This window comes from Streptomyces sp. LARHCF249 (genome assembly GCF_052871255.1).
This window is the reverse complement of sequence record NZ_JBIXJQ010000004.1, coordinates 184,471-207,202: the sequence shown is the minus strand read 5'-3', so window position 1 is coordinate 207,202 and position 22,732 is coordinate 184,471. Positions and strand designations below refer to the sequence as shown.

The window sequence follows — 22,732 nt, the reverse complement described above, 5'->3', positions numbered from 1 at the left end:
CTGCCGCCAGGTTCCCCGGGACGGCCAACAGAACAGGTTGGCCGAAACCGGCCGGTGCGGGGTCAGGGCATCGGAAACCACTTGCGGCCACCGGCGGCAGCCCGTCACCGCTCGGCGTGCCACATTGCCGCGAAGAAGCGGAAGCAGGTGGTCCCGAACGGGGGCGAGCTACCCCTGCCCCCTCTGCCCACCGCTGGCCGCGCACGCGCCCCCGCCGGGGGATTGACCCGCGCACAAGCTCCCGAAAACGCGACGTGGGCCCTGACCGCGAAAGTTCGGTCAGGGCCCACCTCAGATGGAGCTACCGTCCGGCTCCGGACACGAGCTGGTCGGCCTCGGGGGTGTTGGCCAGCCAGCAGACACCGAGCTCGGGGTCCCATTCCACCGCGTCGAGCGCCTCGATGACCCTCCGTACCGCAGCGTCGGCCTCCTCGGGCCACGCCTCGAACCCGGTCTCGCCGAGCTCACCCACCTGCATCAGGCCGCTGTGCAGCAGGTGTGAGAGGACCCGTGCGGCGATGTCCCGCTCGCTTTCTCCGGACTGCTCCGACAGTTCGTAGGCGAGAGTGACCAGCAGGTCCACCGGAACCCAGTCGTCGAGCCCCTCGTCGAGCAGCTCTCGACAGATGTCGTCGTCATTCTTCATCGGGCAGATGCACCTTCAGATCCTTCTTCTTGTTGCCTCCCGGCGGAGAAATATCGATCGTCTCTCCACCGCTCTTGGAGCTGAGCCGCCACTGCATCACCGACCCGTCGGGGAGCTTGTAGACGTCGGGAACCTTCGGTCCCCGTGCCGGAAGCCTTTCGGCACCCTCGGTCCACTTATCGAAAGTGGCCCGCAGTTCCTCGACGTTGGGCAGGATCTTGACGTGAGCGTTCTTTCCCTTGGGGAGGGAATCGAAGTCCTTGCGCCACGGTCCGCAGACACCGCTGGAATTGTGAACCAGTACGGGGGTTTCGCCCGCGAACACATAGTAGCTGTGGAGGACGTCAACGGTGAGGTTGTACGTCTTCACGTGCTGGGTGTACGCGCGGTTGGCCGTCACCACGACGGTGTCGCCGGCGTCCGTCCGCAGGGTCATGCCCGGCGTCAGCTTCGACGCGTCGACCCAGTCGTTCTCCGACGGGGACCAGAACGGGTGCTCGTGGGTCGCCGTCAGCTCTTCGACGCCCGCCGGTGTGGCTATCGACAGCTCGTTGAAGTGCTTGTCGTCCTCCGTCTCGATGAGCCGCGTGACCTTCTGCGCAGTGGTCTCGCCCGTTTGCGGATCGGTCGCCAGGACCGTGTCGCCGACCTCGACGTCCTCGATGTTCTTCGTCGAGTCGTCGGCCATCAGCACCTTCGTGCCTGCCAGGAAGCACATGCACGCGGCCTTCGCCGCGTCGGCGATCCTGTCGAGCGACTTGGGCAGCTTGAGGAGGTCGCCCAGCGGAAGGAACGCGATGATTCCGGCCGCGACACCGACCTTGTCGCCTTCGTCGGCCGAGCGCTTCACGTCATACGCGTCACAACCGGACCCGACGATCGGGAGGAACGAGCAGCCGAGGAGCAGCAGCTCCTTCACGACCTCCGGATTGCCCTGGTCCTTCATGCATTCCGCGCAGGCGGGGTATCCGCCGGAGTAGCCGCCGGTGTAGGCCTTCTCCCGCTCCTTCACCGGTGCGGCCGGGCCGTTGACCAGCTTGTACTGCGGCTTGCTCGTGGAGCAGCCGCCCGTGCCCATGGCGTAGTAGCAGGTCTGCTTTCCAGGGGTGACCTGGAGGTGTGCCCTGCCCTCCTTCACGTCCTTGTAGAGGCGGACGCCCCGCTTGATGGCGCCCCAGAAACCGCCCGGGCCGGAGAACAGGTAGTCCAGCAGCCAGTCCATGATGGACGCGCCGCTCGGGTCGCTCAGCGTCGCCGGGTTGTTGGCGGCGTAGGTGTACCCGTTGAGGGTCTGGGGGCGGTTCGCCTCCAGCAGCGGGTCCACGCTGATGAAGCGGCCCGTGGTCGGGTCGTACTCGCGGGCGCCGATGTGGGTCAGGCCGGTGGCGTCGATGGTGCCGCCGACGAAGCCCTTCGTACCGGCCCACTTGGCGGGCTGGGTGCCGCGCGGCACGCCGAACGGGGTCATGCGCCGGTGCTCGACCGCCCCGGTCGCCGCGTCCACCGACAGCATGCCGGTGTTGTGGTGGTCGCTGACCTGGAAGGACAGCTCACCGTTGTCCTCGCGCACGGCGTTGGCGCTGCCGAGCGAGTAGTACCGGGTGGCCGTCGGCTTCGCCGCGCCCTTGCGGAGCACCAGTTCCATGGACCCCAGGTAGAGGGTGGTCCGGGTGGCGTTCGGGTCGGCGTTGTCGGTCTCGTGGGCGAGCAGCCGGGTCCCGTCCGGCGAGTACACGTACTCGGCGGTCTTCGTCGAGGTGCCGGCCGCCGGGGTGGTGACCGTGTCCTGCAGCTTGCTGAGCTTGCCCTCCGTGTTCCAGGTCAGCGCCTGGTTGCTGGTCGACCCGGCAGCGGGCACGAGGCTGCGGGACGTGGTGTTGCCCGCCTTGTCGTATCCGTAGCTCTGCGCGACCGGGGTGCCGGTGCCCGTCTGGGTGCTGGTGCCGAGCAGGGAGTGCGGCTGGGACGCGCCCGCCGCCGGGTACTGGTAGGTGCGGACGGCGTTCTTGGCGGTGTCACCGGACAGGTCGTGCCGCGTCTCCGTCTTGCGGGTGCCGTCCGGGTTGTAGGTGTAGCTGTTCCAGTACGGTGCCGGGCCTCCGATGTCCGCCGCCGTGGGCTGGGCCGGGCAGGCGGCCGTCTTGGCGGTGAACTCCTGCGAGATTCGGGCGAGGTAGTCGTGCTGGAAGCACTGGGTCTCGGTACCGGAGCGGGAGACGTCGGTGATGGACTTGACGTTGCCGATCTGGTCGTAGCCGTACTTCAGGGCACTCGCGGCCTGCGCGATGCCGTACTGGTCGGTACGGCGGGTCGCCAGCCGCTGGGTTCCGTACTCGTAGCTGTCGGTGATCCAGGTGTCCTGGCCGTTGGCCTTGAGCGTCGACTGGAGCGGCTTGCCGGTCAGGGTGTACGTCTGGCCGCTGAGGTAGCTGCCCATGCCGCTGCTCACACCGGTGAGCTGGTGCAGGGCGTCGTACTCGAAGGCCAGCGTCTCGGCCGCCAGGTTGCCCGCCGCCGGGAGGCTGATGGTCTTCTGCGTACCGTCCAGGTTGAACGTGCCACCCGCGATGTACGAGCCGGCCAGCGCCTCCTGGCCCGGAACGGAGGGGACGGTGACGGTGGTCTTGCCGGGACGCAGCATCGCGTCGTAGTTGGCGAAGGTCGTCTTGTACTGGTACGTCGTACCGCCGACGGTGTGGTGCCGGGTGCTGCTCGCCAGCTGGCCCTGGGCGCCGAGCGGATCCCAGGTCTTCGAGGTGAGCAGCGGACCGGTGGCCGATCCGTCGCGGGTCTCCAGCTCGCGGCCCAGGTTGTCGTAGACGTACGCGATGGTGTTGCCGCGGCCGTCCTTCACCGTGGCCTTCTGGCCGCGGTCGTTGTACGTGGTCGTGCTGATGCCGGTGTCCGGGTCCACCGCCTTGACCTGGCGGCCGAACTGGTCGTAGCCCCAGGTCCAGGCGCTGCCTCCGGCGTCGGTCAGCCGGACCATGTTGCCCAAGGGGTCGTACGACCGGAGCGTGGTGTCGTACGGGCCGGTCGGGGTGGCCGCCTTGTACTCGCGGACCTCGGTCGGCTTGCCCGCCGCGTCCGAGAACGTGGTGGTCGGCGTGCCGCCCTGCGGGGGCGTGACGGTGATGTGGTCACCGCCGTACGCGGTGGTGGTCACCGCCAGCGGCGTGCCCACACCGTTGCCCTTGAGCAGCGTGGACTTCACCGGCCGGTTGAGGCCGTCGAACTCGGTCGCGGTCTGGGTCTCGACGCCCGTCGCGTCCTCCACCTTGAACAGCGTGGTGGAGGGGGCCTTCGTCGCGTAGTACGGCGCGTACGCCAGCGAGACCTGGCCCATCGCGTTGTAGAACGTGTCCGTCAGGACCATGCCGCCGCCGGGCCCGGGGGCCTGGGTCTGGCGGGCCCTGGCAAACCCGTCGTACAGGGTGTAGCGGGACTCCTGGGAACCGTCGTTGCGCAGGCTGAGCGTCTCGACGGCCGCGATCGCGCCCTCCACCGTGTGGTAGCGGAACTCGGCGTTCGGGGTCTGGCCGCTCGCCTTGGAGCGGTTGGGCTGCCACACCTTGCGGGTCCGGCCGAGGGCGTCGTACTCCACCTCGGTCTTGCGGCCGGTGGTGTCGGCGACGGTGACCGGCGCTGCGCGCAGGCTGTCGTAGGTCGTCGTCGCGGTCTGGGCGGTCGCCGCCTGCCCCACCGTGGCGGGCGGGCTGGTGACCTTCATGCTGGTCGGCCGGCCGGTGGCCGGGGTGTAGACGGTCGTGCTGGTCTGGGCCTGCGGGTGCGCGGTCGTCGTCGGTGCCGCGGACTCGTCGGCCGGGTTGAACACGCTCGTGGACGCGAGGCCCGTCACGGTCAGCTGACGGCCGTAGACGTCGTACGTGGTGGTGTTGTCGAGGTACACCGCCTGCGTGGCCGACCGGCTCTTGAGCGTGCTGGTCAGGGTGGGCAGACCCTTGGTCGGGGCCGCCCCGGACGCCTGTCCGTCGTAGCGGGTCCGGATGTCCGACAGCACGTCGGAGGTCCCGTCGGCGCGGGTGGTGCGGTCGACGGCCTTCGCGCAGTCCCCGACCACCTTCTCGGTGCGGATGGAACCGGTCAGGATCCATGCGGAGGTGTTGTCCGCGTACGTGGTGCGCGTGCAGGTGTCGTCGGCCGCGGTCGCGGTGTCGCCGAGGTGCTCCTCGGTGGTGGGGCGTCCGTAACCGTCGAAGACCGGGGTGTTCTTGCGGACCTCGCGCCAGGACGAGCCGGCTCCCCCGTCGAGGGAGACGAACTGCCGGGTGGCGCTGATGCCGGTGAGGTCGGCGGTGCTGGTACCCCAGTCGCGGACCCGCTTGGCGGTCTCCTTCTTCCAGGGGGTGTTCACCTGCTTCTGCAGGATCTTGCCGCCGGGCCCGTCGTAGTCCTCCTTGCGGTACTCGAATCCGCGCCACGCCTCGTGGTCGGTGAGGGTGGTGCCCTCACCGTCCGGGACCTGCACCGAGCGGGTCTTGGTCTTGTCCGCGGGGTCGCTCCGGTCCCCGTGCATGCCGCGGAGGAAGTAGTGGTCCTCCTGGGCGGTGAACGCCTGCGTGGAGCCGGTCTCGACCCGGGTGTGGCCGTAGCCGCGCCACTGCGACCAGGTCTTGAGCTTCTCCGGGGTCATGCCGTCGTCATCGTCGAAGTGCCAGGCGGCGCCGCCGACGTAGGTGTACTTGGTCATGGTGTCCGGCGCACCGCCGGTCCGGTCCGTGGCCAGGACCGACTCCACGACGTACTTGTTGAACCACTCGTTGGTGATCGGGCCGTCGTCGACCGCCTGGTACTTGACCGGGAAGCACCGGGTGGTGTTGTCCTCCGGCTTGGGCAGCGAGGCCCAGGAACAGGCGGCGGCGGAGTAGTTGGCGTCGATCTGCCCGCCGAACTCGTCGGCGATCGAGGTCAGGCGCTGCTTGAAGAAGGGCAGCCGGCCGTCGTCGATCTTGTCCAGCCGGTTGGCCATGGCCTTGTACGAGAAGGTGGTCGGCGGCACGGGCAGGGCCGTGGTGCCGGCGAGGCCGGTGTGCTGCACGGAGGACAGCAGCAGCTGGTAGTCGTTGTCGGCGGTTCCCCAGTGGTGCTTGAGGTCCCACCGATCGGTGTCCTTGTACGTCCCGTCGCCCTGCAGGGTCTGGGTGACGACGCCGGTCAGGCGGTAGCGGGAGAAGAAGGTGGGGGCGAAGCGGCCCTTGTCACAGTCCGTTCCCGCCTTGCAGTTCATGTCCCAGGGCGTGTCGTACCAGTACTGCCGATTGGTGTCGATCTTGGCCGGATCGCAGAGGCCGGCGGTCGTCTCCAGGCAGCGCTCGGCAGTGGTGAAGTTCACCCGGGCCATCGGCTTGACCGTGGCGGAGTGGATGTCGCCCTGCTGCTGCCCGTACTCGATGTGGTCCAGCCAGCCGCCGCGCACGTACGGGGTGTCGTCCGCCGCCTTGAGGTTGCGGCCGTAGGAATTGCCCTCCTGCTTGTACCAGTAGGTGATGTCGTTCCCCTTGGGATCGATCACCAGGTCCAGGTTCCAGCGCCAGCCCTGCTGGCACCAGGAGGCCGCGAACGTCGAGGCGTGACAGGGCTCGCCGGAGTCGTCGCCGAAGACGGGCACCGTGAAGACGGACTTGGTCTCCGCCTTTCCGGTGGCCCAGTTGGGCAGCCGGTTGTAGCCGAAGAAGTACCGGGTGCCGTCCGGAAGGGTGGCCTTGAAGTACTCGCCGTCGTTGTCACCGTTGCCGCGCGCGGTGTCGCGGACGCGGACCACCTTGGTGTTGTCGTCGCCTTGGATGCGCCACTCGTCGGCGGAGACCGGGATCAGCTCTCCGGAGTGGCCGGCGAAGCTGATGGTGGCGTTGTCGTAGCCCCAGCACAGGTCGCCGGGCGTGTTGATGCCGTCCTTGATCCCGTCGTCGCCGCAGGACTTGTACGAACGCTCGACGAAGCCGCCGGCGGCCATGCCGAAGCCGTCACCGGCCCAGGAGGCCTGGTTGTTGCTGTTGGCACTGCGACCGTCGATGGCCGCCGAGGAGTACGAGAGCCCGAGGTCCGGCTTGTGGTCGCCCGGGACCGCGGGCACGGCGATGGGGTAGCTCCAGTTGAAGGAGCCGCCGTTCAGGTCGGCGCTCCAGCGCCCGGAGGCGGCCAGCGGGGTCGCCGTGAAGTTGCCCGAGGGACCGGCCGAGGCCGAGGTGGCGGCCAGTACCACGGCGCCGCCGCTCGCCGCGAACGCCGACAGGGCGCCCGGCGCCGCGGCCGGTGCGGCGCCCGGCACGGTCACGTCCTCGGCGGTGAGCTGCTGGGTCTCCGGGTTGTTGACCGAGCGAACCGGGGTGGCCGTACGGCACTCGGGAGCGTTGGGCGTGGTCAGGACGCAGGACGGCAGCTGGACCAGCTTGAGGCGCTGGCCGTAGCCGGCGCCGGCCGCCCGGGCGAATCCGGCGTAGTCGAGGCTGACCCGGACGCTCGCGGTCTCCGGCGTGGAATCGGTGCGGCCGACGGTCAGGAGCACACCGTCGATGCCCGCCCGCTGTGCGGCCCACCGGTCGAGGACCTTCGCCTTGACCTGCTGCGGGGCCGGGGCGCTCGGGCCGCGGGCCTGGCGCTTGTCCGGCGCGAGGAACATCTCCCCGGCCCGGTGAGGAGCGCTGTTCGCGGCGCCGCTCGGGGCGGCGGCGGAAGCGGCTGCCCGGACCGTGGCGGTGGCGGCCTTCGGCCAGCTGATCTTCGGCTTGGGCACTGCGGCCGGTGTTTTCGTGACGCGCGGCTTGGTCTTGCCCGCTACGCCCTTCACCGCACGCTCGTGGGAACTCGCGGTGGGCGGCTTGGAGTTGGCGAGGGCCGGTGTGCTCGGCACGGCTTGCAGCAGGGTGGCGGCGAGCGCGCCGCTCATCACGAGTGCTATCCGGGCTGTGCCGCGTCTGTGGCGGCGGAAGACATTCATTTTTGGATACCTCATAGGTCCGTCCGGGCCCGTGGGCCCGGACGGACAACTGGTGGGAGGGGGAACTAGAGCCCGGTGGCCGTGGCGAGTTCGGCGGTCGGGTCGGCCAGCGCGCTGATCTGCGCCGGGCTGAGGACGCCCTGGTAGACCCATACGTCGTCGATCTCGCCGGTCAGCGGCTTCACCCAGGCGCCGCCCGCGCGGGCGCGGCCGAACTGGAGGCCGCCGGCGGCGGTGAACGGCATGGACACGCCCGCGAAGGAGACGTGCTCCACGCAGCCCGGACCGGCATCGTCGGAGCAGATCCGGTTCTCCAGGTTGCCGTTCACGTAGAGGCTCAACTGCCTGTCGAAACCGTCGTAGACGACGGCGATGTGGTTCCAGTCGCCGATCCACAGGCTCTGGTCGAAGGTATGCGTCACCGTGGTGTACGCCGCGGTCGCACCGTCGGTGCCGGTGACCTTGGCCTCCCACCAGCCGGTGGCCTGGCCGTCGACGAGTTTGTCGAAGTGCCAGCCGACGGTGATGGCGGACTCGTTGGTGCCCGCGACGGAGAGGACGGTCATGTCCGAGGTGGGCGAACCGGCCGAGGCCCAGCCCGCGAGGGTGAAGCTCTCGTTGGTCCGCGGGGCTGCCGCGGTGGCGTATCCGCCGGGGCCGGTCAGGCCGAGGCTGCCGTTCCCGGTGACTCCGCCGCCGCTCACGATGGAGGCTCCGGAGGGCGAAAGGACCGCGGCCGCGGCCGCCGAGGGCTCCGCCGGGCTCTTGCCGGCCGTGGCCTCGTTGAGCTTCCAGCGGCCGACGAGCTGCGGACGCTGGGTGATCATCTCGCGGACCTCGGGCTGGGTGACGATCCGGTCGAACACCCGGACGTCGTCGATGTCGCCGCCGAAGTGGTTGTGGATGGTGGCGCCGGCCTTGCTCACGCCGATCAACAGCGGTCCGGGCTCTGCCCATGGAGCGGTCTGCGTGTAGTCGACCTCCCCGACCAGGTGCCCGTCCACATACAGGCGGTTCTTGCCGGCCACCCGGTCGGAGACACCGACCAGGTGGGTCCACTGGCCGGCGGTCTCCCCGATGCAGGGTGCTCCGTTGACCTGGGTTCCGACGGTGCAGGCCGGCTGCACGGCCCGGACGATGTCCGGGGTGGCCGCGTCCTGCGGGTACCGCCCGAAGACCCACTTCTTGGAGGCCCCGGAGTAGTAGAGGGTGAACTCCGACCGCTGCGCCCCGGCCTGGGAGAGGACTACCTTCGACGACGTGTCGTCGGCGGCCAGGGCCGGCCGGCGCACCCACGCGGAGACCGCAAAACTGCGGGTGCCGTCCACCACCGGACGTCCGGCGGTGGCGTAGCCGGTCGCTCCGGTACTGAGGGCCTTGCCCTGCACGCCGGCGCCACCGGTGCCGGCCGTGCCGGCCAGCGTCAGCGCCGGGACCTCGGGGCGCCCGGCCATGGTCGTCGTGCCCGGGGCCTCGTCGAGCGGCCACACGCCCTTGGCCCCCCGTCCGGCGGTCAGCGGCTTGTCCGCCGCCAGGTCCGCGGCCTCGGCCGGGGTCAGCGCCCGGTCGTAGGCGCGGATCTCGTCGAGCGAGCCGAACCACGGGTCGGTGTAGGTGTCGCGCCAGCGCATCTGCCCGAAGTACATCGGCCCGCGGGCGTTCCACGCCGTGGCCGGCACGGACGAGGCCTCCTGGCCGTTCACGAACAGCTTCAGCTGCTTGGCCGTGGCGTCGTACACACCGGTCAGGTGGGTCCACTGGCCCGCCACCGGCAGGGTCTCGCTGCTCGCCGTGCTCCAGGTGTAGCCACTGCTCGCGTCGGTGCTGGCGATCTTGATCGCCCACTTGCCCGCCGTGATGCCCATCTGGAAGGCGGCCATGTGCGCGCCGCCCTGGCTGACGACCGCCTGGTGCTGCGGCGTCACGCTGGAGGTCTTGACCCATGCGGAGACGGCGAAGCTCTTGTCCGTCTCGAGTACGGCCGTGTCCGTCGCGAGGTACTGCAACGGGGTGGTGTCCGCGGCGCGCTGACCGCTCAGCTCGACGGCGGTCCCGGTGTGGCCGGGAGCGCCGGCCGTGCCTGCGGTCAGCGTCGCGGGCAGGTCGGACCCTGAGGGTGCCACCGAGGTGCCGGTGACGTCGTCCATGGTCCAGCCGGCCCGCTGCGGGTGGCCGCGCTGGACGTTGAAGTAGTACGTGGTCGGCTCGGAGGCGTTCCCCGCGGCGTCCAGCGCCCGCACGGACACGAAGTGCGGGCCCTCCTTCTGCATCAGCAGCTTGACGGTCTGCGGTGCGCCGCCGCTGGTGGGCACCTCCCGGGCCGCCGAGGGCAGCTGGTCCAGGCCGTACTGGTACTTCACCGCGTCGGTGGAGGCGGTGTCGAAGGTGAAGGTGCCGTACTTGCCGACGCCGTCGGTCCAGGCGAGGGGCGCCTGGGCGTCCGTGGAGCCGGGGAAGTCGGGCGAGGTGGTCACCGGGCCCACCGGGGCCGACGTGTCGATCTTGAAGTAGCAGGCGGTCGGGGTGCCGTCGAAGCTCCACGGCCCCCATTCGGCGCCGTCCCAGCCCCGCACCGCCCAGTTGATCAGCTTGTCTTTGGGGATGCTGGTGGGGAGGCTGATGGAGAACTGCGAACCGGAGGCCTTGAAGGTGTTGGCCGGGGGCGCGGTGCCCCCCGCACCCGTGGAGAACCACTTGCCGCTCATGCCGGTGCCGTCGCCGTTGTCCCAGGACACGGCGAACTGCACGCCGAGGGGCTCGTTGTCGGGGTCGGACACCTTCGCGGTGACCTGCGGGTGCTTGGTGATGACCACCGCGCTGGTGGAGCACACCGAGCCCGGGGACATCGACAGGTCCGACATCGGGGCCTGCCGGGGCGGCAGGTTGTAGGTGACCTGGAGGCCGGCGTTGCTGTTGAACCGCTTCCAGGCGTAGCCGTCCGACTCGTTCTCGGCCTTGAGCCCGAGGGTGAGGTCCACCCAGTTGCCGTCGGCCGCCTGCTGGACCTTGTCCCGCAGCGTCTTCGAGGTGCTGCCGCCGAACTCGACGTACCCCGCGGCACAGCCGTCGTAGCCGCGCGCGGCATTGATCGTCTGGAGGTGCTGCACCCAGAAGGAGGAGGAGCTGGAGTTGCGCCAGGTGGTGCCCGAGCCGATGCGGCTGGTCGCGTACAGCTGGAGGGGCTTCTTGGTGCAGCTGTAGGCGTGCGTCTCCCAGACGTTCAGCTTCGCGTCCGTGATGCGCTTGCCGACGAAGCCCCAGCCCTTGACCGGGAAGGCGTACAGGACGCGCTTGACGTCGTTGGAGGCGCAGCTCGAGGCGATGCACAGGCCGTTGCCGAAGTCACCGGTGAACTTCCAGTACGCGTTGTCCTGCCAGTACCGGGAGATGCCGGCCCACCCGTTGGCGCGGGGCGTCTGGATGTTGGGGTCGATCAGGACCGGGAAGACGGTGCTCGGCGAGTCCAGCAGGGCCTGGTCGGGGGTGAGGACCAGGCTCTTCTGGTCGGCGGGCACCGAGACCTTGACGACCGCGGCGTGCGCGGCCGGCGGGTTCGCCGTAAAGGCTGTTGCGGGGCCGGCCGCGGGAGCCGGCTGCAGCACGGAGCGGCCCGCCGGGGCCGGTACGGCGGCCGCCGGGACTGCGGACGGGACCACCGAGCCCTCGGCCTGGCCGGGCGCGGAGTCGAACATGACCGGCTTGGGTGCCTCGAAGACCGTTCCGCCGGCGGCGTCGGTCATCTTCAGGGTGCCGTCCGTGGCCTGGCGCGTGGTCAGGCCCGGCGCGGAGAGCCCGAGCTTGAGCTGGTCCAGCTGCGGGTTCTTCGCCGCGGCGGGCGTCTTGACCACGATCAGCTGGGTGAACCCGGTCTCGGTGGCCGTCAGCCGCAGGTCCACGTCGGGCAGGATCGAGCGGTATTCGGCGGTGTTCCCGTCGAGCACCGGGGCGGGCAGCGGCTTCGGCCAGGTCAGCCGTACTTCCTTGCCCGCCTGCGCGATGCGGACCAGGGGCTGGCTGCCGCCGCCGGAGAAGGCGAGGTCGGGCAGGGTCGCCCCCGGGGCCACGCTGCCGTCGTCGGCCTTGCGCAACGTGGTGTCGATGTCGTGCCACTTGCCGCCCTTGAGAGCGCGGACGGGCTTGGTGTAGACGGTGGCGACGAGCGAGCCGTCCGGCTTCGCGACCACGTCGCCGGTCTCGCGGCGCATGGCGGCGACGGATACGTCCTTGCCGGTTTTCCTGGCTTCCGCCAGGGCCAGCGTCTCCGGCGTGTCTTGCTGGGCGGCGGCGCCGCCGTCGGCCGTGGAGGCCGACGGTGCGGCAGCGGCGAGGTCGGTCGGCAGGCAGCTGGTCAGGGCGGTGCCGGCCACAAGGCCGAAGACGACAAGACGTGTTGCGACGCGTCCGCGCCGCCGATTTTGAGCAGGCCAAAGGCCCGGCGGGTGATCCACCGCTGTTCCCCCCACAGGAAAAATAAAAGATCAGTAAACATGCGAATGAAACGGAGACTTGATCCACCCGGTCAACATGACCTGCATCACCTCACCCGCGGCCGACTCGTCCGCCCCATGTACACGAGGACTGCCGAGCGATAGGGTCCGCGCCTTCCATCGCCCCTCAACTGAACGCCGGCAGGGCGGATTTGATGCGTAGGGAACCGGACACCACTGTCCGAATATCGACCGCGTGCGACCGGCCCGGTCCGCCGCCGCACAGGGTTCTTTTACCTTCTGTTTACCCGGTTGTGGTGAGGGAAGGGTTCGTGCGGGACGGGCAGGCCGAGGAACGGTGCGAGGCAGTCGTAGCCCTCGCCCCCGGCGATGTCGAGGACGAGCAGGTCGCCGTCTCGTCCGGCGAAGTGGCGCGTCACGTCGCTCGTGTGCCGGCGGGCGACCCGGAGGAACCGTTCCCGGTGAAAGGCGTGGCAGCCGTAGACCGCGGCTGGTAATAGGGCGCGACCGTGATGTCGGCGCCTCGGGCGAGATCGGTCCCGGTGTCCACGAGACGGTGATCGACGCGCCGCGCAGGACAGCGGCCGAGGCGCTCCAGCGGCGCTGGATCCAGTCGCCGCGCTGGGCTCGGATCCACGCGGGGTGCCCCCGGGCCGCACGCCGGGGGCACCCTGTGCACGGGCCGCTACGGCGCGGCCACGGGCATGGCGTAGCCGAGCAGGCCCTCCTTCGTGTAAGGCCCCTCGCAGTCGGCCCGGTTGGAAACGAAGTGGTCGAATACGGACGGTATGTAGCACCGGTAGAGGGGCACCGAGCCCGGAACCGCCCTGGTGTACACGTATCCGACTGCGCCGAGGGGCTGTTGGCCCTCGCACCCCGGGTCGGGCGTCAGCAGCGAGTGGCTGCCCGCCTTGCACTCGTAGAGCCGGACCGTGCCGGGCGCCGGCTCCCGCAGCACCTTCCAGACGGCCTCGTGGACGAAGCCTGCGGGCAGGGGGCGGGAGGAGGCGAGGTGTCCGGCGTGGGGATGGTAGCCGCGGACCAGCGGCGTGTACGGGGTGGTGTGGCCGCTGGTGTTCGCCCAGGTGCGCAGATAGCCGTCGGCTCCCTGCATGAGCTCGTCCACCACGTCCTGGCCGCCGGAGACCCGGATGTCCTCGATCCAGTCCGGTACGAGGCCGTAGTGGGTGCCGCCGCCGTCGGTGTTGACGTCCCAGACGCGTGCGCCGGTGACCTGCCGGTCCAGGACGGAGCCGCCGTCGGGGCTGCGGAAGGGGTACCGCACCGGGTTCCCGGCGGCGGCCCGGGGGCCGGGGAGCCAGGCGAAGCCGTTCATGTCGGTACCGATTCCGTACCCGGCGCCGTACTTGGCGCGCAGGGCGGCGTTCCTGCGCGCCTCGGCGGCGAACGCCGGAGCCTCGTACATGTGCCCGGTGATGAAGCCGCCCAGGCGGTAGACCCGCTCGGTCCAGCTCTCGTCCATCCAGCCGTGGGTGGAGAGCACGCCGGAGTAGCGCTCGGATTCGAGCAGGTGCAGCGCCCGGTCCGCCGCCTTGACGCTCATGTGGTCGATCTCGAGCATCATGTTGCGCTTCATCATGCCCAGCACCGCGTAGTCGCCCAGCGCGGTCAGGCCGCGGCGGTTGCACTGCGCCTGGAGCGAGGCGCCGTACTGCGGCAGTTCGGCCCCCTCCGGCAGGGCGCCGCGGACCCTTGCTTCCGCCTCGGCCGGCGAGGTGCCGGGATCCCCGGCCGCGTCGTGCCCGTGCGCACCCTCGGCGGACGGTCCCGCGGCGAGTCCGAAGCCGATGGGGTTGTCGTGCTGGGGGCCGGGGCACGGCTCCGTGCTCCAGAACGTTCCGGTGGAAAGGAACTGGCCGACGTTGACGGCCATGCCCTGGGTGCCCGAGTCGAACCGGACGCCGCACAGGGCGTTGTCGAACTTGTGGCACAGGAACATGCTGCGCACGCCGAGGCGGTGCAGTTCGTCCAGGCCGCGGTCGATGTCGGCCATGGTGCAGCGGGCGCTGTCCCTCACCTGCTTGCAGCCGAACGGTTCGGAGGTCTCCACCCCGAGGACGACGGCGAGCTTGCCCTCCTGGACGACCTTGCGGGCCTGGCCGGGCTCGGTGACGACGCGGAACCAGCCCTTGCCCGCGCCGCCGTACATGGCGTCGACGTAGTCCTGGAGCTCGTACGTCTTCTGGATCTGGAGCCTGATCGCGGACATCTCGTCGCAGCCGCGGTCCTTGAAGAAGTAGAGCGAGCAGATGACGCCGTTGGTGACCATGTCGTTCACCAGGATCCGCTGGCCGCCCCGCCAGGCCCGCTCCACCCAGGCGTAATAGGTCTGCTGGTGGGTGGCGGAGTCGTGGGCCGGCCAGTCGTTGAACGTCGGCCAGCCGTCCGGGTCGTGCCGGCCGTCACCGCCCTTGGTGATCATGTCGAAGAGGGCGAGGACGCCGTTCGGGTAGTGCTCGGGGCAGTCCTTGAGGGCGTCCGCCACTCCCGCCATGGAGAAGACCTTTCCGCAGACCAGCCGTCCCCCGAAGCCCTCGTTGGACATCAGGTGGACATGCGCGTCGACGTATCCGCGGACGCGGCCCTGGGCGTCGGTCCCGGTGAACGGCTCCCCCGTGACGTTGACCTGCGAGTCCGGGGCCGGGCGCGCCACGGGCTCCCACCACTGCGGGCCCGCCGCCGCGCCGGGGGCCGCGGGGCCGAGCACCAGGGTGGCCATCGCGAGGACCAGGCCGATCAACAGGTACCGGCTTCGTCCGAAGGCTCTTCGTCGATTCATTCCCCATCCCTTCACGACGCGTGCATGACAATTCGGAGAGGGTCTTTGGTCGCCGGCCTGCGCGTGCGGTCCGGACTCAGCCCGACGGGTGCACCGCTCCCGCCGCATGGGCACGGACCAGGGCCAGGTACTCCCCCGCCAGGCGGTGGCAGTCGCCGGGCCACCGCGCGGAGACGTAATTGCCGTCCTTGACGGTGAAGCCGCGTCCGGGCCGGGCGGCGGTGTCGCGCAGGGGCAGCGGCGGGCCGGCGAGGAAGTGGCCCGGATCGGCGAGCGCCGCGGTGACCTCCTGCTGCACGGTGGTGCGGTACGTGCGGTAGTAGCGCCCCAGCCAGAACCGGGTGAGGTTCCACCCGGTCAACTCCAGCAGGGCCGTCAGCGCCGTCGTCCGCCGGCCGTGCAGGACCGAGCGCCCGGTGGCGGGATCCTTGGCCCGGGCGGCGAGCAGCACGCCGTGGCAGACGGCCCCCACCGGCAGCCCCCGGGTGAAGACGCGGGCGAACAGCTGCTGGGCGGTGGCGTCCTCGAGCAGCGTCCGCATGCCCGCGGCGTGGCCGCCGGGTACGAACAGGCCCGTGATGTCGGCCGGTTCGACATCCGCGTACGAGGAGGGGGCGCGGAACCAGGGGTCTTCGGTGAGCCGCCGGTAGGCGGCGAGCTCGGCGCGGCGTGTCATTAGCCAGGGCGACAGCCAGGAGAAGCCGAGGTCCGTGAGCCGGGGATCGGCGAGCGCGACCTTCCCGCCGGGGGTTGCGAACCGCACCTCGAAGCCGGCGTCCCGCAGTGCGGCCCAGGGCACCGCCGCCTCGGTCGGGTCGTAGTCGCCTGCGGGGAGCAGGAAGAGAATCACGGCGTACTCCTCTGAGCGGTGGTGATCGGGGCAGCACGCTTGCCCGGCGCTCCGTGGGCCCCTGATCCCCTCGGTGTCCGAAGGCCGACCTTAGGAGCGGCCCGCGGCCCCGTCATTCACTTCGGCGGCCAACCCGTTGACTCTCCGAACCCGCCCCCGCCGACCGGCCCCGCCGACGGTGTTGACGGGGGTGGAGTGCCCGCATTGACTGGCGGCCGTGTCCACCATCGAGCCGCCCTCCGTCACTGCGTCCTACGCCCTCGCCGTCCTGAGCGCCACGGCGGAGGGCGTCGGCGGGTCCGGCTCCTGGGCCTCGCCGACGGACCGGCTGGAGTTCGGCGAGATGCGCGCCCTGTGGGACGCCGTGCTCGGCGCCCGGGACGCCGGCCCGCACACCGGGCTCCTCGTGGGCGACCGGATCCGGCCCGAAGGGCTGCACATCCTGGGCCACCTCGTCCTCACCTGCGCCAGCCTCGCGGACGCCGCGCAGGCGGCCGAGCGCTACCACCCCCTGGTGAGCCAGGCGGGCACGGTGACCGTGCACCGCCGCAACGGCGTCAGCCGGGTCTGCTACCGGCCGACCGTCGACCCGGCGGCCATGCACCCCCAGCAGGTGGAGGCGATCGTCAGCAGCATGGTGCGGGCGGCCCGCTGGATCGCCGGCGACGACTGGGCGCCCCTGGCCGTGTCGTTCGCCCATCCCCGCACGGGCTCGGCCGAGCCCTACGCCCGCGTCCTCGGCTGCCCCGTCACCTTCGACGCCCCGGAGAACGCGATCACGGTCGCCAACGAGGACCTCGACAGGCGCCGCCCCCTGTACGACCCGGCGCTCAACGCCCTGCACCGTGCCTACGCCGACCGCCTGCTGGACCGGCTGTCCACTGCCGCGACGGCGGCCGAGCGCGTGCGGACCTGGCTGGAGCACGCCGCGCTCGAGGACGCCGGCCCCGAGGGCCCCGCCAAGGAACTCAACCTCAGCGTCCGGACCCTGCGCAGGGCCCTGCACGCGGAGGGCACGTCGTGGCGCGCGCTCCTCGACACCGCCCGGCACGGCCGGGCCAGGCGGCTGCTGGAAACCACGGCCCTGCCGCTGGACCGGATCGCCCCCCTCGTCGGTTTGAGCGGCGCGACGGCCCTGGTCCGTGCCTTCACCCGGTGGGAGGGCATGCCCCCGGGGGCGTACCGCGTCCGGCACCGGCCCGCAGCTCCGGATCGCGGCGGCCCCGGCAGCGGGTGAGGAGGGTCACCGCCGGCGAGGCCCCGGCCGGCCGCGTCCGTTGCTGGATTGTCCGGCGGCCTGATCCGAGGCCCCGGACGAGATGCGCCGTACCCGGTTACGCACGACGACGCGCGAGGTGCTGCACGAGCAGCGCCGTCCGCTGTCCGCACCCGGGCAGCGTCCTCGTCGATCCAGATGGGCCGAACGCCATGACCGTGCCACTCACCCGCAGCCTGTACCGGACGACCGCACATGCCGCCGGGGGCCGCAGCGGATCCGTCCGGACGGACGACGGGCGCCTGGACGTCCGTCTCGCCCCGCCGCGCAAGAAGGTGCCCGGCACCACCAACCCCGAGCAGCTGTTCGCGGCCGGTTTCGCCGCCTGCTTCACCTCCGCGCTCGCGGAGGTCGCCGCCGAGTTCGGGGCGGACGCCTCCGCCGCGCGCGTGGCCTGCGAGGTGCAGCTCGGCACCACGGACACGCCCGCGGGCTACGGCCTCGCGGTGGCCCTCACCGTCAGCCTGCCGGGGTGGCGGGCGGCGGACCTCCAGCCCCTGCTGCACCGGGCCGACGCGGTCTGCCCGTACGCCCAGGCCGTACGCGGCAACGTACCGCTGACGCTCCTGGCCGTGGACGACCCCGCCGCCGACGACCGGATCTGAGCCCGAGCCGGCGGACCGCGTCCCGGGCGGCCCCGGCGTCCCGGTGCCCGAGCACGGCGCCTGGCTGCGGCGCGGCATCAGCCGCAACGGCCACCGGCTCCTGGTCCGGACCGGACCACGTGGTGCGCGTCGGCCCGCACGTGGTGCACGTCGATGCGCGTGCGGGTGCGTACTGGCGGCTGTGACCCCGCTGCGGTGGGGACGCGGTCGGGAACGGCCCGCTCTCACCTGACCCGCTCGACGCTCCACAGCGGCATCTGCTCGAAGAAGGCGACCGACTCCTCCCGCCACCGTGACCGCCAGCCGGCGGCCACCTCGGACGCCTGCTGCGCGGAGCGGCGCATGTCCGCCTGCATCCTGACCGCCACACCCCGGCGCTCCGCGATCTCCCGGACGGCAGCGATGGCTTCCGGCGTACAGGACGGGTCCCCGAGTGCGGCTTCGACCACGCGGCGCTCGGCGTCGTCGACCGACGCCAGCAGGGTACGGACGGTGTAGCTGTTCTTGCCGTCGCGGATGTCTGTGCCGGTCGGCTTGCCCATGGCGGCCGCGTCTCCGAACAGGTCCAGGTAGTCGTCGCGCATCTGCCCGCAGATCCCAACCAGCCGCGCGTAGTCGCGCAGTTCCTTCTCGAAGAGCGCCGGCTGCTCGCCCGCGGCCAGCAGGCCGAGCTGCATGGGCGCGAGGATCGAGTAGCGGGCGGACTTGTAGTCGGCCACGCAGTGCAGGACGTCCTCGTCCGGTGCGGCGGCGAAGTCGCGTTCCAGGTCGATGATCTGGCCCACGAACGTGTCGGCCGCCGCCCGGGTCAGCACCTCGACCATGGCCTGCCGCACTGCCGCCGGCACCTTCGCCTCCAGCAGCGCCTGCAGTGAGAGGGCGAGAGCGAGGTCGCCCGCCAGTACCGTCAGGCCGAGGGCCGCCTGCGGGTGGTCGGGGAAGCGCTCGCGGTAGGAGTAGTACGTGGACGGGCCGCCGCGGCGGGTGGGGCTGTCGTCGATGAGGTCGTCGTGCACCAGACCGTGCGTCTGGAGCAGCTCGATGCTCAGCGCGGCGGCGTCCAGCCCTTCGACCGGCCCGTCCGTCACCAGACGCGCCGCCTCGTGCAGCAGCACGACCCGTATCCGCTTCCCGCCCCGCAAGGACAGCTCCCGCAGCAACCGCAGGCAGTCGGGGGTGAAACGGCTGAACGAGGGTGCGCCGAGTCCGGCGCTCACCGTGTCGAAGTACTCCTCGAAGACCGTGTTGAACCGCTGCTCGTATCCGGCGACGCGCTCGAGGATCTGCTGGGTCATGACGCGTTCTTCCTGCCTGGGTGTGTCGGGGCACGCTGTAGACGTGTGACGGTAGTGCCTCGTGACCGTGGTCGGTCGCGGCGGGGTCAGGCAGTGCAGGCAGTTCCTAGCCGGCGGCGGCAGCCGGGCCGGCTGCCTGTTCCAGGGCTTCCAGGACGGTGGCGCTGAACAGCGTGGCCTTGTAGCCGGTCTGCGGCAGCGGCCGGCAGCGGGCGAGTACCGTCGCGGCCGCTTCGGCGAGGACCGCGGGAGTGGCTTCGCGGCCGATCAGGGCGGCCTCCACCTCCGTCAGCCGCAGCGGGACGCGCGCCACCCCGCCCGCCGCGACGGCGGCGTGCGTGACGGTGGCGCCGTCGAGCGCCAGCCGGGCGGCGGCCTCGGCCAGGGGCCATTCGGCGTGGGCCCGGCTGGTGGCCCGGTGGTAGCCGGCGCGTTCGCCGGGCAGGGGTGCGGGCAGCCGGATCGCGGTGAGGATGCGGCCCGGCGGCAGCAGGTGGTCGGCGTGGGAGAGCCGGTCGCCGTCCCCGTACAAGTCGGCGACGCTGCGCGGGGATTCGCCGTGGACCTCGGCCTCGGCATCGTAGGTGAGCAGGGTCATCGCGAGCGTGGACGGGTGCGGGGTGACGCAGCGGCCGTTTCCGCTGACCACGCCGAAGTGGTGGTCGCCCTCGCGCGCGGGGCAGCCGGTGCCGCCCTTCTGGAGGCAGCTGACGTGCGGATTGCGGTAGTACCAGCAGCGGTTGCGCTGCAGCAGGTTGCCGCCCAGGGTGCCGGCGGCGCGGATCTGCGGAGTGGCCGCGGCCGCGGCCGACATCGGGAGGGCCGGCCAGCCGGCGCGCAGCTGCGGATCGGAGGCCAGCGCGGCGAGGGTGGTCAGGGCGCCGATCCGCAGCCCGCCGCCGGGCAGCGGCGTGGTGCCGCGCAGGTGGCCGGCGCCGGCGAGGTCGGTGAAGGGCCCGGGCGAGACGCCGCTGCGCTGCCGGGCGGTGGTGTCGGTGCCACCGGCGCGCAGCTCCCCGCCGCGGGCCAGGACGGCGGCCGAGAGGTCGGTGAGGGCGGGATCGGTGCTCACGTACCCAGTCCTTCCAGGAGCCGGTCGGGGCGGATGGGCATGTCGTACGGGCGCCAGCCGGTCGCGTCGTGGACGGCGTTGGCCAGGCACGCCGCAGTGGGCAGGGTGGCGATCTCGCCGAGGCCGACACCGCCGCCGGGGACGTGCTCGAAGCCCTCCTGGTGGAAATGGATGGTGATCTCGGGGGTGTCGCCGATCCCCGGGATGCGGTAGTCCTCGAGGTTCTCGGTCAGCACCCGGCCGGTGACCGGGTCGGTGCGCCGCTCCTCGTACAGGGCGTAGCCGACGCCCTGTACGACGGCGCCCTCGCACTGGCTGCGGGCGAGGCGGTCCTCGTGGATGCGGCCCGCGGAGATGCCGCTCCACACGCGCAGCGGGCGGATCCGGCCGAGCCGCGTGTCCACCTCGACCTCGGCGACCTGCACCGATCCGGTGAAGCCGCGGCCGATCGCCACACCGCCCATCGTGAAGGGGACCGCGAAGCCCCGGTGGTCGCGGGGGCGCCGGCCGGTGGCCCGTACGCCGTGCGCCGCGTCCAGCCGGGCGGCCACGTCACCGCCGCCGAGCGCGTCGCGCAGTCGGACGGCGGCGTCCGCGGCGGCGGGCACGAGGGAGGGCGTGGTCCGGCTGCCGCCGGAGGTGGGTCCGTGGACGGCGTCGCTCCGGCCGACCTCGGCGCGCACCCTCTCCTCCGGCACGCCGAGCCCCTCGGCGACGGCCCGGCGCAGCACGGTCCGCGAGCCCGTGCCCATGTCCTGCACGGCGCAGCGGGCGACGACGACCCCGTCCTCGACGGTGAGCTCGACCTCGGTGACGGGATCGAGGAAATACAGCCAGTTGGCCGCCGCGACGCCGACACCGCGGCGGAACCGCCCGGTGCCGCCGCGGGGGCCCGACCAGACGGGAAGCGTGGCGGCCCGGTCGTACAGGGCGTGCCGCTTGAGGTTGCCGTCCCAGCGGCGGCGCAGGGCGATCGGGTCCTGGCCGAGCCGGTGGGCCATCTCGTCGACGGCCTGCTCCAGGGCCCAGCACATCGTGGGTCCGCCCGGGCCGCGGAAGGGGGCGCCGGGAGGCCGGTGGGTGACCGCGTCGAAGTCGCGGAGCCGGCGCGGGGCCTTGCCGTACATGAACCGGGCCAGTGCCGCCACGGTGCCGCCCACCGAGACCCCGCCGTCGCTGTCCGCGTCCATGGCCAGCGCGCTCAGATCGCCGGCCGCGTCCGCGACCATCGCCAGCCGGATCCGGGTGCCGGGCCGGTATCCGCCGTCGGTGAGCTCCTCGTCCCGCTCCAGCGCCACCCGCACCGGGGCGCCGTGCAGCCGGGCCAGCTCCACCGCGGCGACGACATCGGAGGTCAGCCCCATCTTGCAGCCGAAGCCGCCGCCTACGTGGACGGCCTTCGCCACCACCCGTTCGACGGGCACGCCGAAGCGTTCGGCGGCGAGTTCGGCCGTCTGCTTCACGGACTGCGTGGACACCTCCAGGTGGAGGGTGCCGTCGACCCACTGGGCCAGGCAGGCGTGCGGTTCGAGGGGTGTGTGGGTCTGCGCGGCGGTGGTGAACACGCCCTCCACGACCCGCTCGGGGTTCTGGGCCCGGGCCTCGGTGATACGGCGCACGGCCGTGGCGGGGCGTTTGCTCATGGCGGACGGGCCCCGCAGGTTGCCGCGCCAGCGGGCCGGCAGCAGCTGTGGGGTCTCGCCGGATCCCGGGGCCCGCTTGCGCGCCGCCTTGTCCTCGTAGACCAACGGGCCCTCGCCGGTCCGGGCCTGGCGTACGTCCAGGGCGGCCGGCAGTACCTCGTAGTCCACAGCGACCCGCGCCGCGGCCGCCCGTGCGGAGGCCCGGTCCGGCGCCGCGACGGCGGCCACCGGCTGGCCGACGTACCGGACCACGCCGTCGGGAGGCAGCAGCGGCACCAGCGGGACGTCTCCGGCCTCCAGGGAGCGTACGTGCGCGTGCGCGTGCGGCGAGCGGATGATCACCCCCTCCAGCAGTCCCTCGGGGCGCAGGTCCGTGGTGTACCGGGCCGATCCGTCGATCTTCTCGGGGGCCTCGGTGCGCGGGACCGCCGGTGCCTCCCCGTTGGCCGGCGCCGTGTCGTAGTCGCCCGCGCAGGCCGCGGCCACCGCGGCGAAGATCCTTTCGTACGCGCCGCAGCGGCACAGGTGGCCCGCGAGCGCGTCCGCGATCTGCTCCCGCCCCGGCCGGGTGCGGCCGTGCGCGGCCCGCCACCGCTCGAAGAACGCCGCCGCCTCGACCACGAACCCCGGGGTGCAGTAGCCGCACTGGAGGGCGTCCTCGCCGGCGAAGGCGCGCGCGACCGGGTGGCCCGACAGGCCCTCCGCCGTCGTCACCCGCCGGCCGGCCAGCACGACCGCGGGCGTCAGGCAGGACACCCGGGGCTCACCGTCGACCTGGATCGTGCAGGCCCCGCACACCCCGCCCGCGCACACCAGCTTGGTGCCGGTCAGACCCAGCCGGTCGCGCACCACCTCCACGGCGGCCGGGTCGTCGTCCACGTCCACCGCCCGATGGGCGCCATTGACCTCGAACTCCACGAGACGTGCTCCTTAGCCGTGGGGTGGTGGCGACCGCCGGGCCTCGCGCTCACCTTCACACTCCTTGATATCCCGCTCCCGGGATCGGCGCAGTTCGGCGCGCGCCCGGGTGTGCCGTCCTTTCGGATCGCGCTCCCCCGGCGACCGGCACGTGACCGGCTGGATCGCAGCAGGGACATCAAGGGCTGATCGGGGGGCCTTGCGCAGCAGCAGCGCCCCGC

At 71.8% G+C, this 22,732-nt stretch carries 11 protein-coding genes and 1 riboswitch; of the genes, 2 read left to right on the top strand and 9 right to left on the bottom strand.

Annotated features, from left to right (window positions below):
* Nucleotides 1–301 precede the first annotated feature (301 nt).
* The 6 genes from ACIPUC_RS12675 to ACIPUC_RS12650 all read right to left on the bottom strand — a co-directional run bounded on the left by ACIPUC_RS12675 (nucleotide 302) and on the right by ACIPUC_RS12650 (nucleotide 15,702).
* The gene (locus ACIPUC_RS12675) at nucleotides 302–646 is read right to left on the bottom strand and encodes a hypothetical protein (protein ID WP_446589133.1); all 345 of its coding nucleotides are present in this window, start codon (nucleotides 644–646) and stop codon (nucleotides 302–304) included.
* Nucleotides 636–7,553 (bottom strand): polymorphic toxin-type HINT domain-containing protein, encoded by a 6,918-nt coding sequence (locus tag ACIPUC_RS12670; RefSeq protein ID WP_446589132.1) that lies wholly within the window; start codon nucleotides 7,551–7,553, stop codon nucleotides 636–638. Before ACIPUC_RS12670 ends, ACIPUC_RS12675 begins: the two co-directional genes overlap by 11 nt.
* Before the next feature lie 116 nt (nucleotides 7,554–7,669).
* On the bottom strand, nucleotides 7,670–11,971 hold the full coding sequence (locus ACIPUC_RS12665) for a LamG-like jellyroll fold domain-containing protein (protein WP_446589131.1): 4,302 nt from the start codon (nucleotides 11,969–11,971) through the stop codon (nucleotides 7,670–7,672).
* Between the two features lie 353 nt (nucleotides 11,972–12,324).
* Entirely contained in the window at nucleotides 12,325–12,711 is a 387-nt protein-coding gene (locus ACIPUC_RS12660; protein WP_446589130.1) for a sulfotransferase, read from the bottom strand.
* Between the two features lie 26 nt (nucleotides 12,712–12,737).
* Complete coding sequence (locus tag ACIPUC_RS12655; RefSeq protein WP_446589129.1) at nucleotides 12,738–14,852, bottom strand: discoidin domain-containing protein; 2,115 nt, start codon at nucleotides 14,850–14,852, stop codon at nucleotides 12,738–12,740.
* Between the two features lie 76 nt (nucleotides 14,853–14,928).
* Nucleotides 14,929–15,702: a type 1 glutamine amidotransferase domain-containing protein gene (locus ACIPUC_RS12650; protein ID WP_446589128.1), complete on the bottom strand. Its 774-nt coding sequence runs from the start codon at nucleotides 15,700–15,702 to the stop codon at nucleotides 14,929–14,931.
* A 217-nt stretch (nucleotides 15,703–15,919) separates the two neighbouring features.
* Here ACIPUC_RS12650 and ACIPUC_RS12645 point away from each other — a divergent pair, with 217 nt between their 5' ends.
* Nucleotides 15,920–16,939 carry an AraC family transcriptional regulator ligand-binding domain-containing protein gene (locus ACIPUC_RS12645; RefSeq protein ID WP_446589127.1) on the top strand — a complete coding sequence of 340 codons (1,020 nt, stop codon included), beginning with the start codon at nucleotides 15,920–15,922 and terminating at the stop codon, nucleotides 16,937–16,939.
* 52 nt (nucleotides 16,940–16,991) lie between these two features.
* Nucleotides 16,992–17,055: riboswitch (guanidine-III (ykkC-III) riboswitch) on the top strand.
* A 75-nt stretch (nucleotides 17,056–17,130) separates the two neighbouring features.
* Entirely contained in the window at nucleotides 17,131–17,583 is a 453-nt protein-coding gene (locus ACIPUC_RS12640; RefSeq protein ID WP_446589126.1) for an Ohr family peroxiredoxin, read from the top strand.
* A gap of 224 nt (nucleotides 17,584–17,807) precedes the next feature.
* On the opposite strand, the gene ACIPUC_RS12635 is transcribed toward ACIPUC_RS12640, so the two are convergent.
* The 3 genes from ACIPUC_RS12635 to ACIPUC_RS12625 all read right to left on the bottom strand — a co-directional run bounded on the left by ACIPUC_RS12635 (nucleotide 17,808) and on the right by ACIPUC_RS12625 (nucleotide 22,511).
* Entirely contained in the window at nucleotides 17,808–18,878 is a 1,071-nt protein-coding gene (locus ACIPUC_RS12635; RefSeq protein WP_446589125.1) for a polyprenyl synthetase family protein, read from the bottom strand.
* A 106-nt stretch (nucleotides 18,879–18,984) separates the two neighbouring features.
* The gene (locus ACIPUC_RS12630) at nucleotides 18,985–19,950 is read right to left on the bottom strand and encodes an FAD binding domain-containing protein (protein ID WP_446589124.1); all 966 of its coding nucleotides are present in this window, start codon (nucleotides 19,948–19,950) and stop codon (nucleotides 18,985–18,987) included.
* Nucleotides 19,947–22,511 carry a molybdopterin-dependent oxidoreductase gene (locus ACIPUC_RS12625; protein WP_446589123.1) on the bottom strand — a complete coding sequence of 855 codons (2,565 nt, stop codon included), beginning with the start codon at nucleotides 22,509–22,511 and terminating at the stop codon, nucleotides 19,947–19,949. The genes ACIPUC_RS12630 and ACIPUC_RS12625 overlap by 4 nt, the downstream gene beginning before the upstream one ends.
* Nucleotides 22,512–22,732 lie beyond the last annotated feature (221 nt).

What these genes read in the sequence shown, in the direction of transcription:
- ACIPUC_RS12640 (WP_446589126.1), top strand. Translation starts at nt 17,131, where the DNA reads ATGACCGTGCCACTCACCCGCAGCCTGTACCGGACGACCGCACATGCC.
- ACIPUC_RS12635 (WP_446589125.1), bottom strand. Translation starts at nt 18,878, where the DNA reads ATGACCCAGCAGATCCTCGAGCGCGTCGCCGGATACGAGCAGCGGTTC.
- ACIPUC_RS12670 (WP_446589132.1), bottom strand. Translation starts at nt 7,553, where the DNA reads ATGAGCGGCGCGCTCGCCGCCACCCTGCTGCAAGCCGTGCCGAGCACA.
- ACIPUC_RS12675 (WP_446589133.1), bottom strand. Translation starts at nt 646, where the DNA reads ATGAAGAATGACGACGACATCTGTCGAGAGCTGCTCGACGAGGGGCTC.
- ACIPUC_RS12655 (WP_446589129.1), bottom strand. Translation starts at nt 14,852, where the DNA reads ATGAATCGACGAAGAGCCTTCGGACGAAGCCGGTACCTGTTGATCGGC.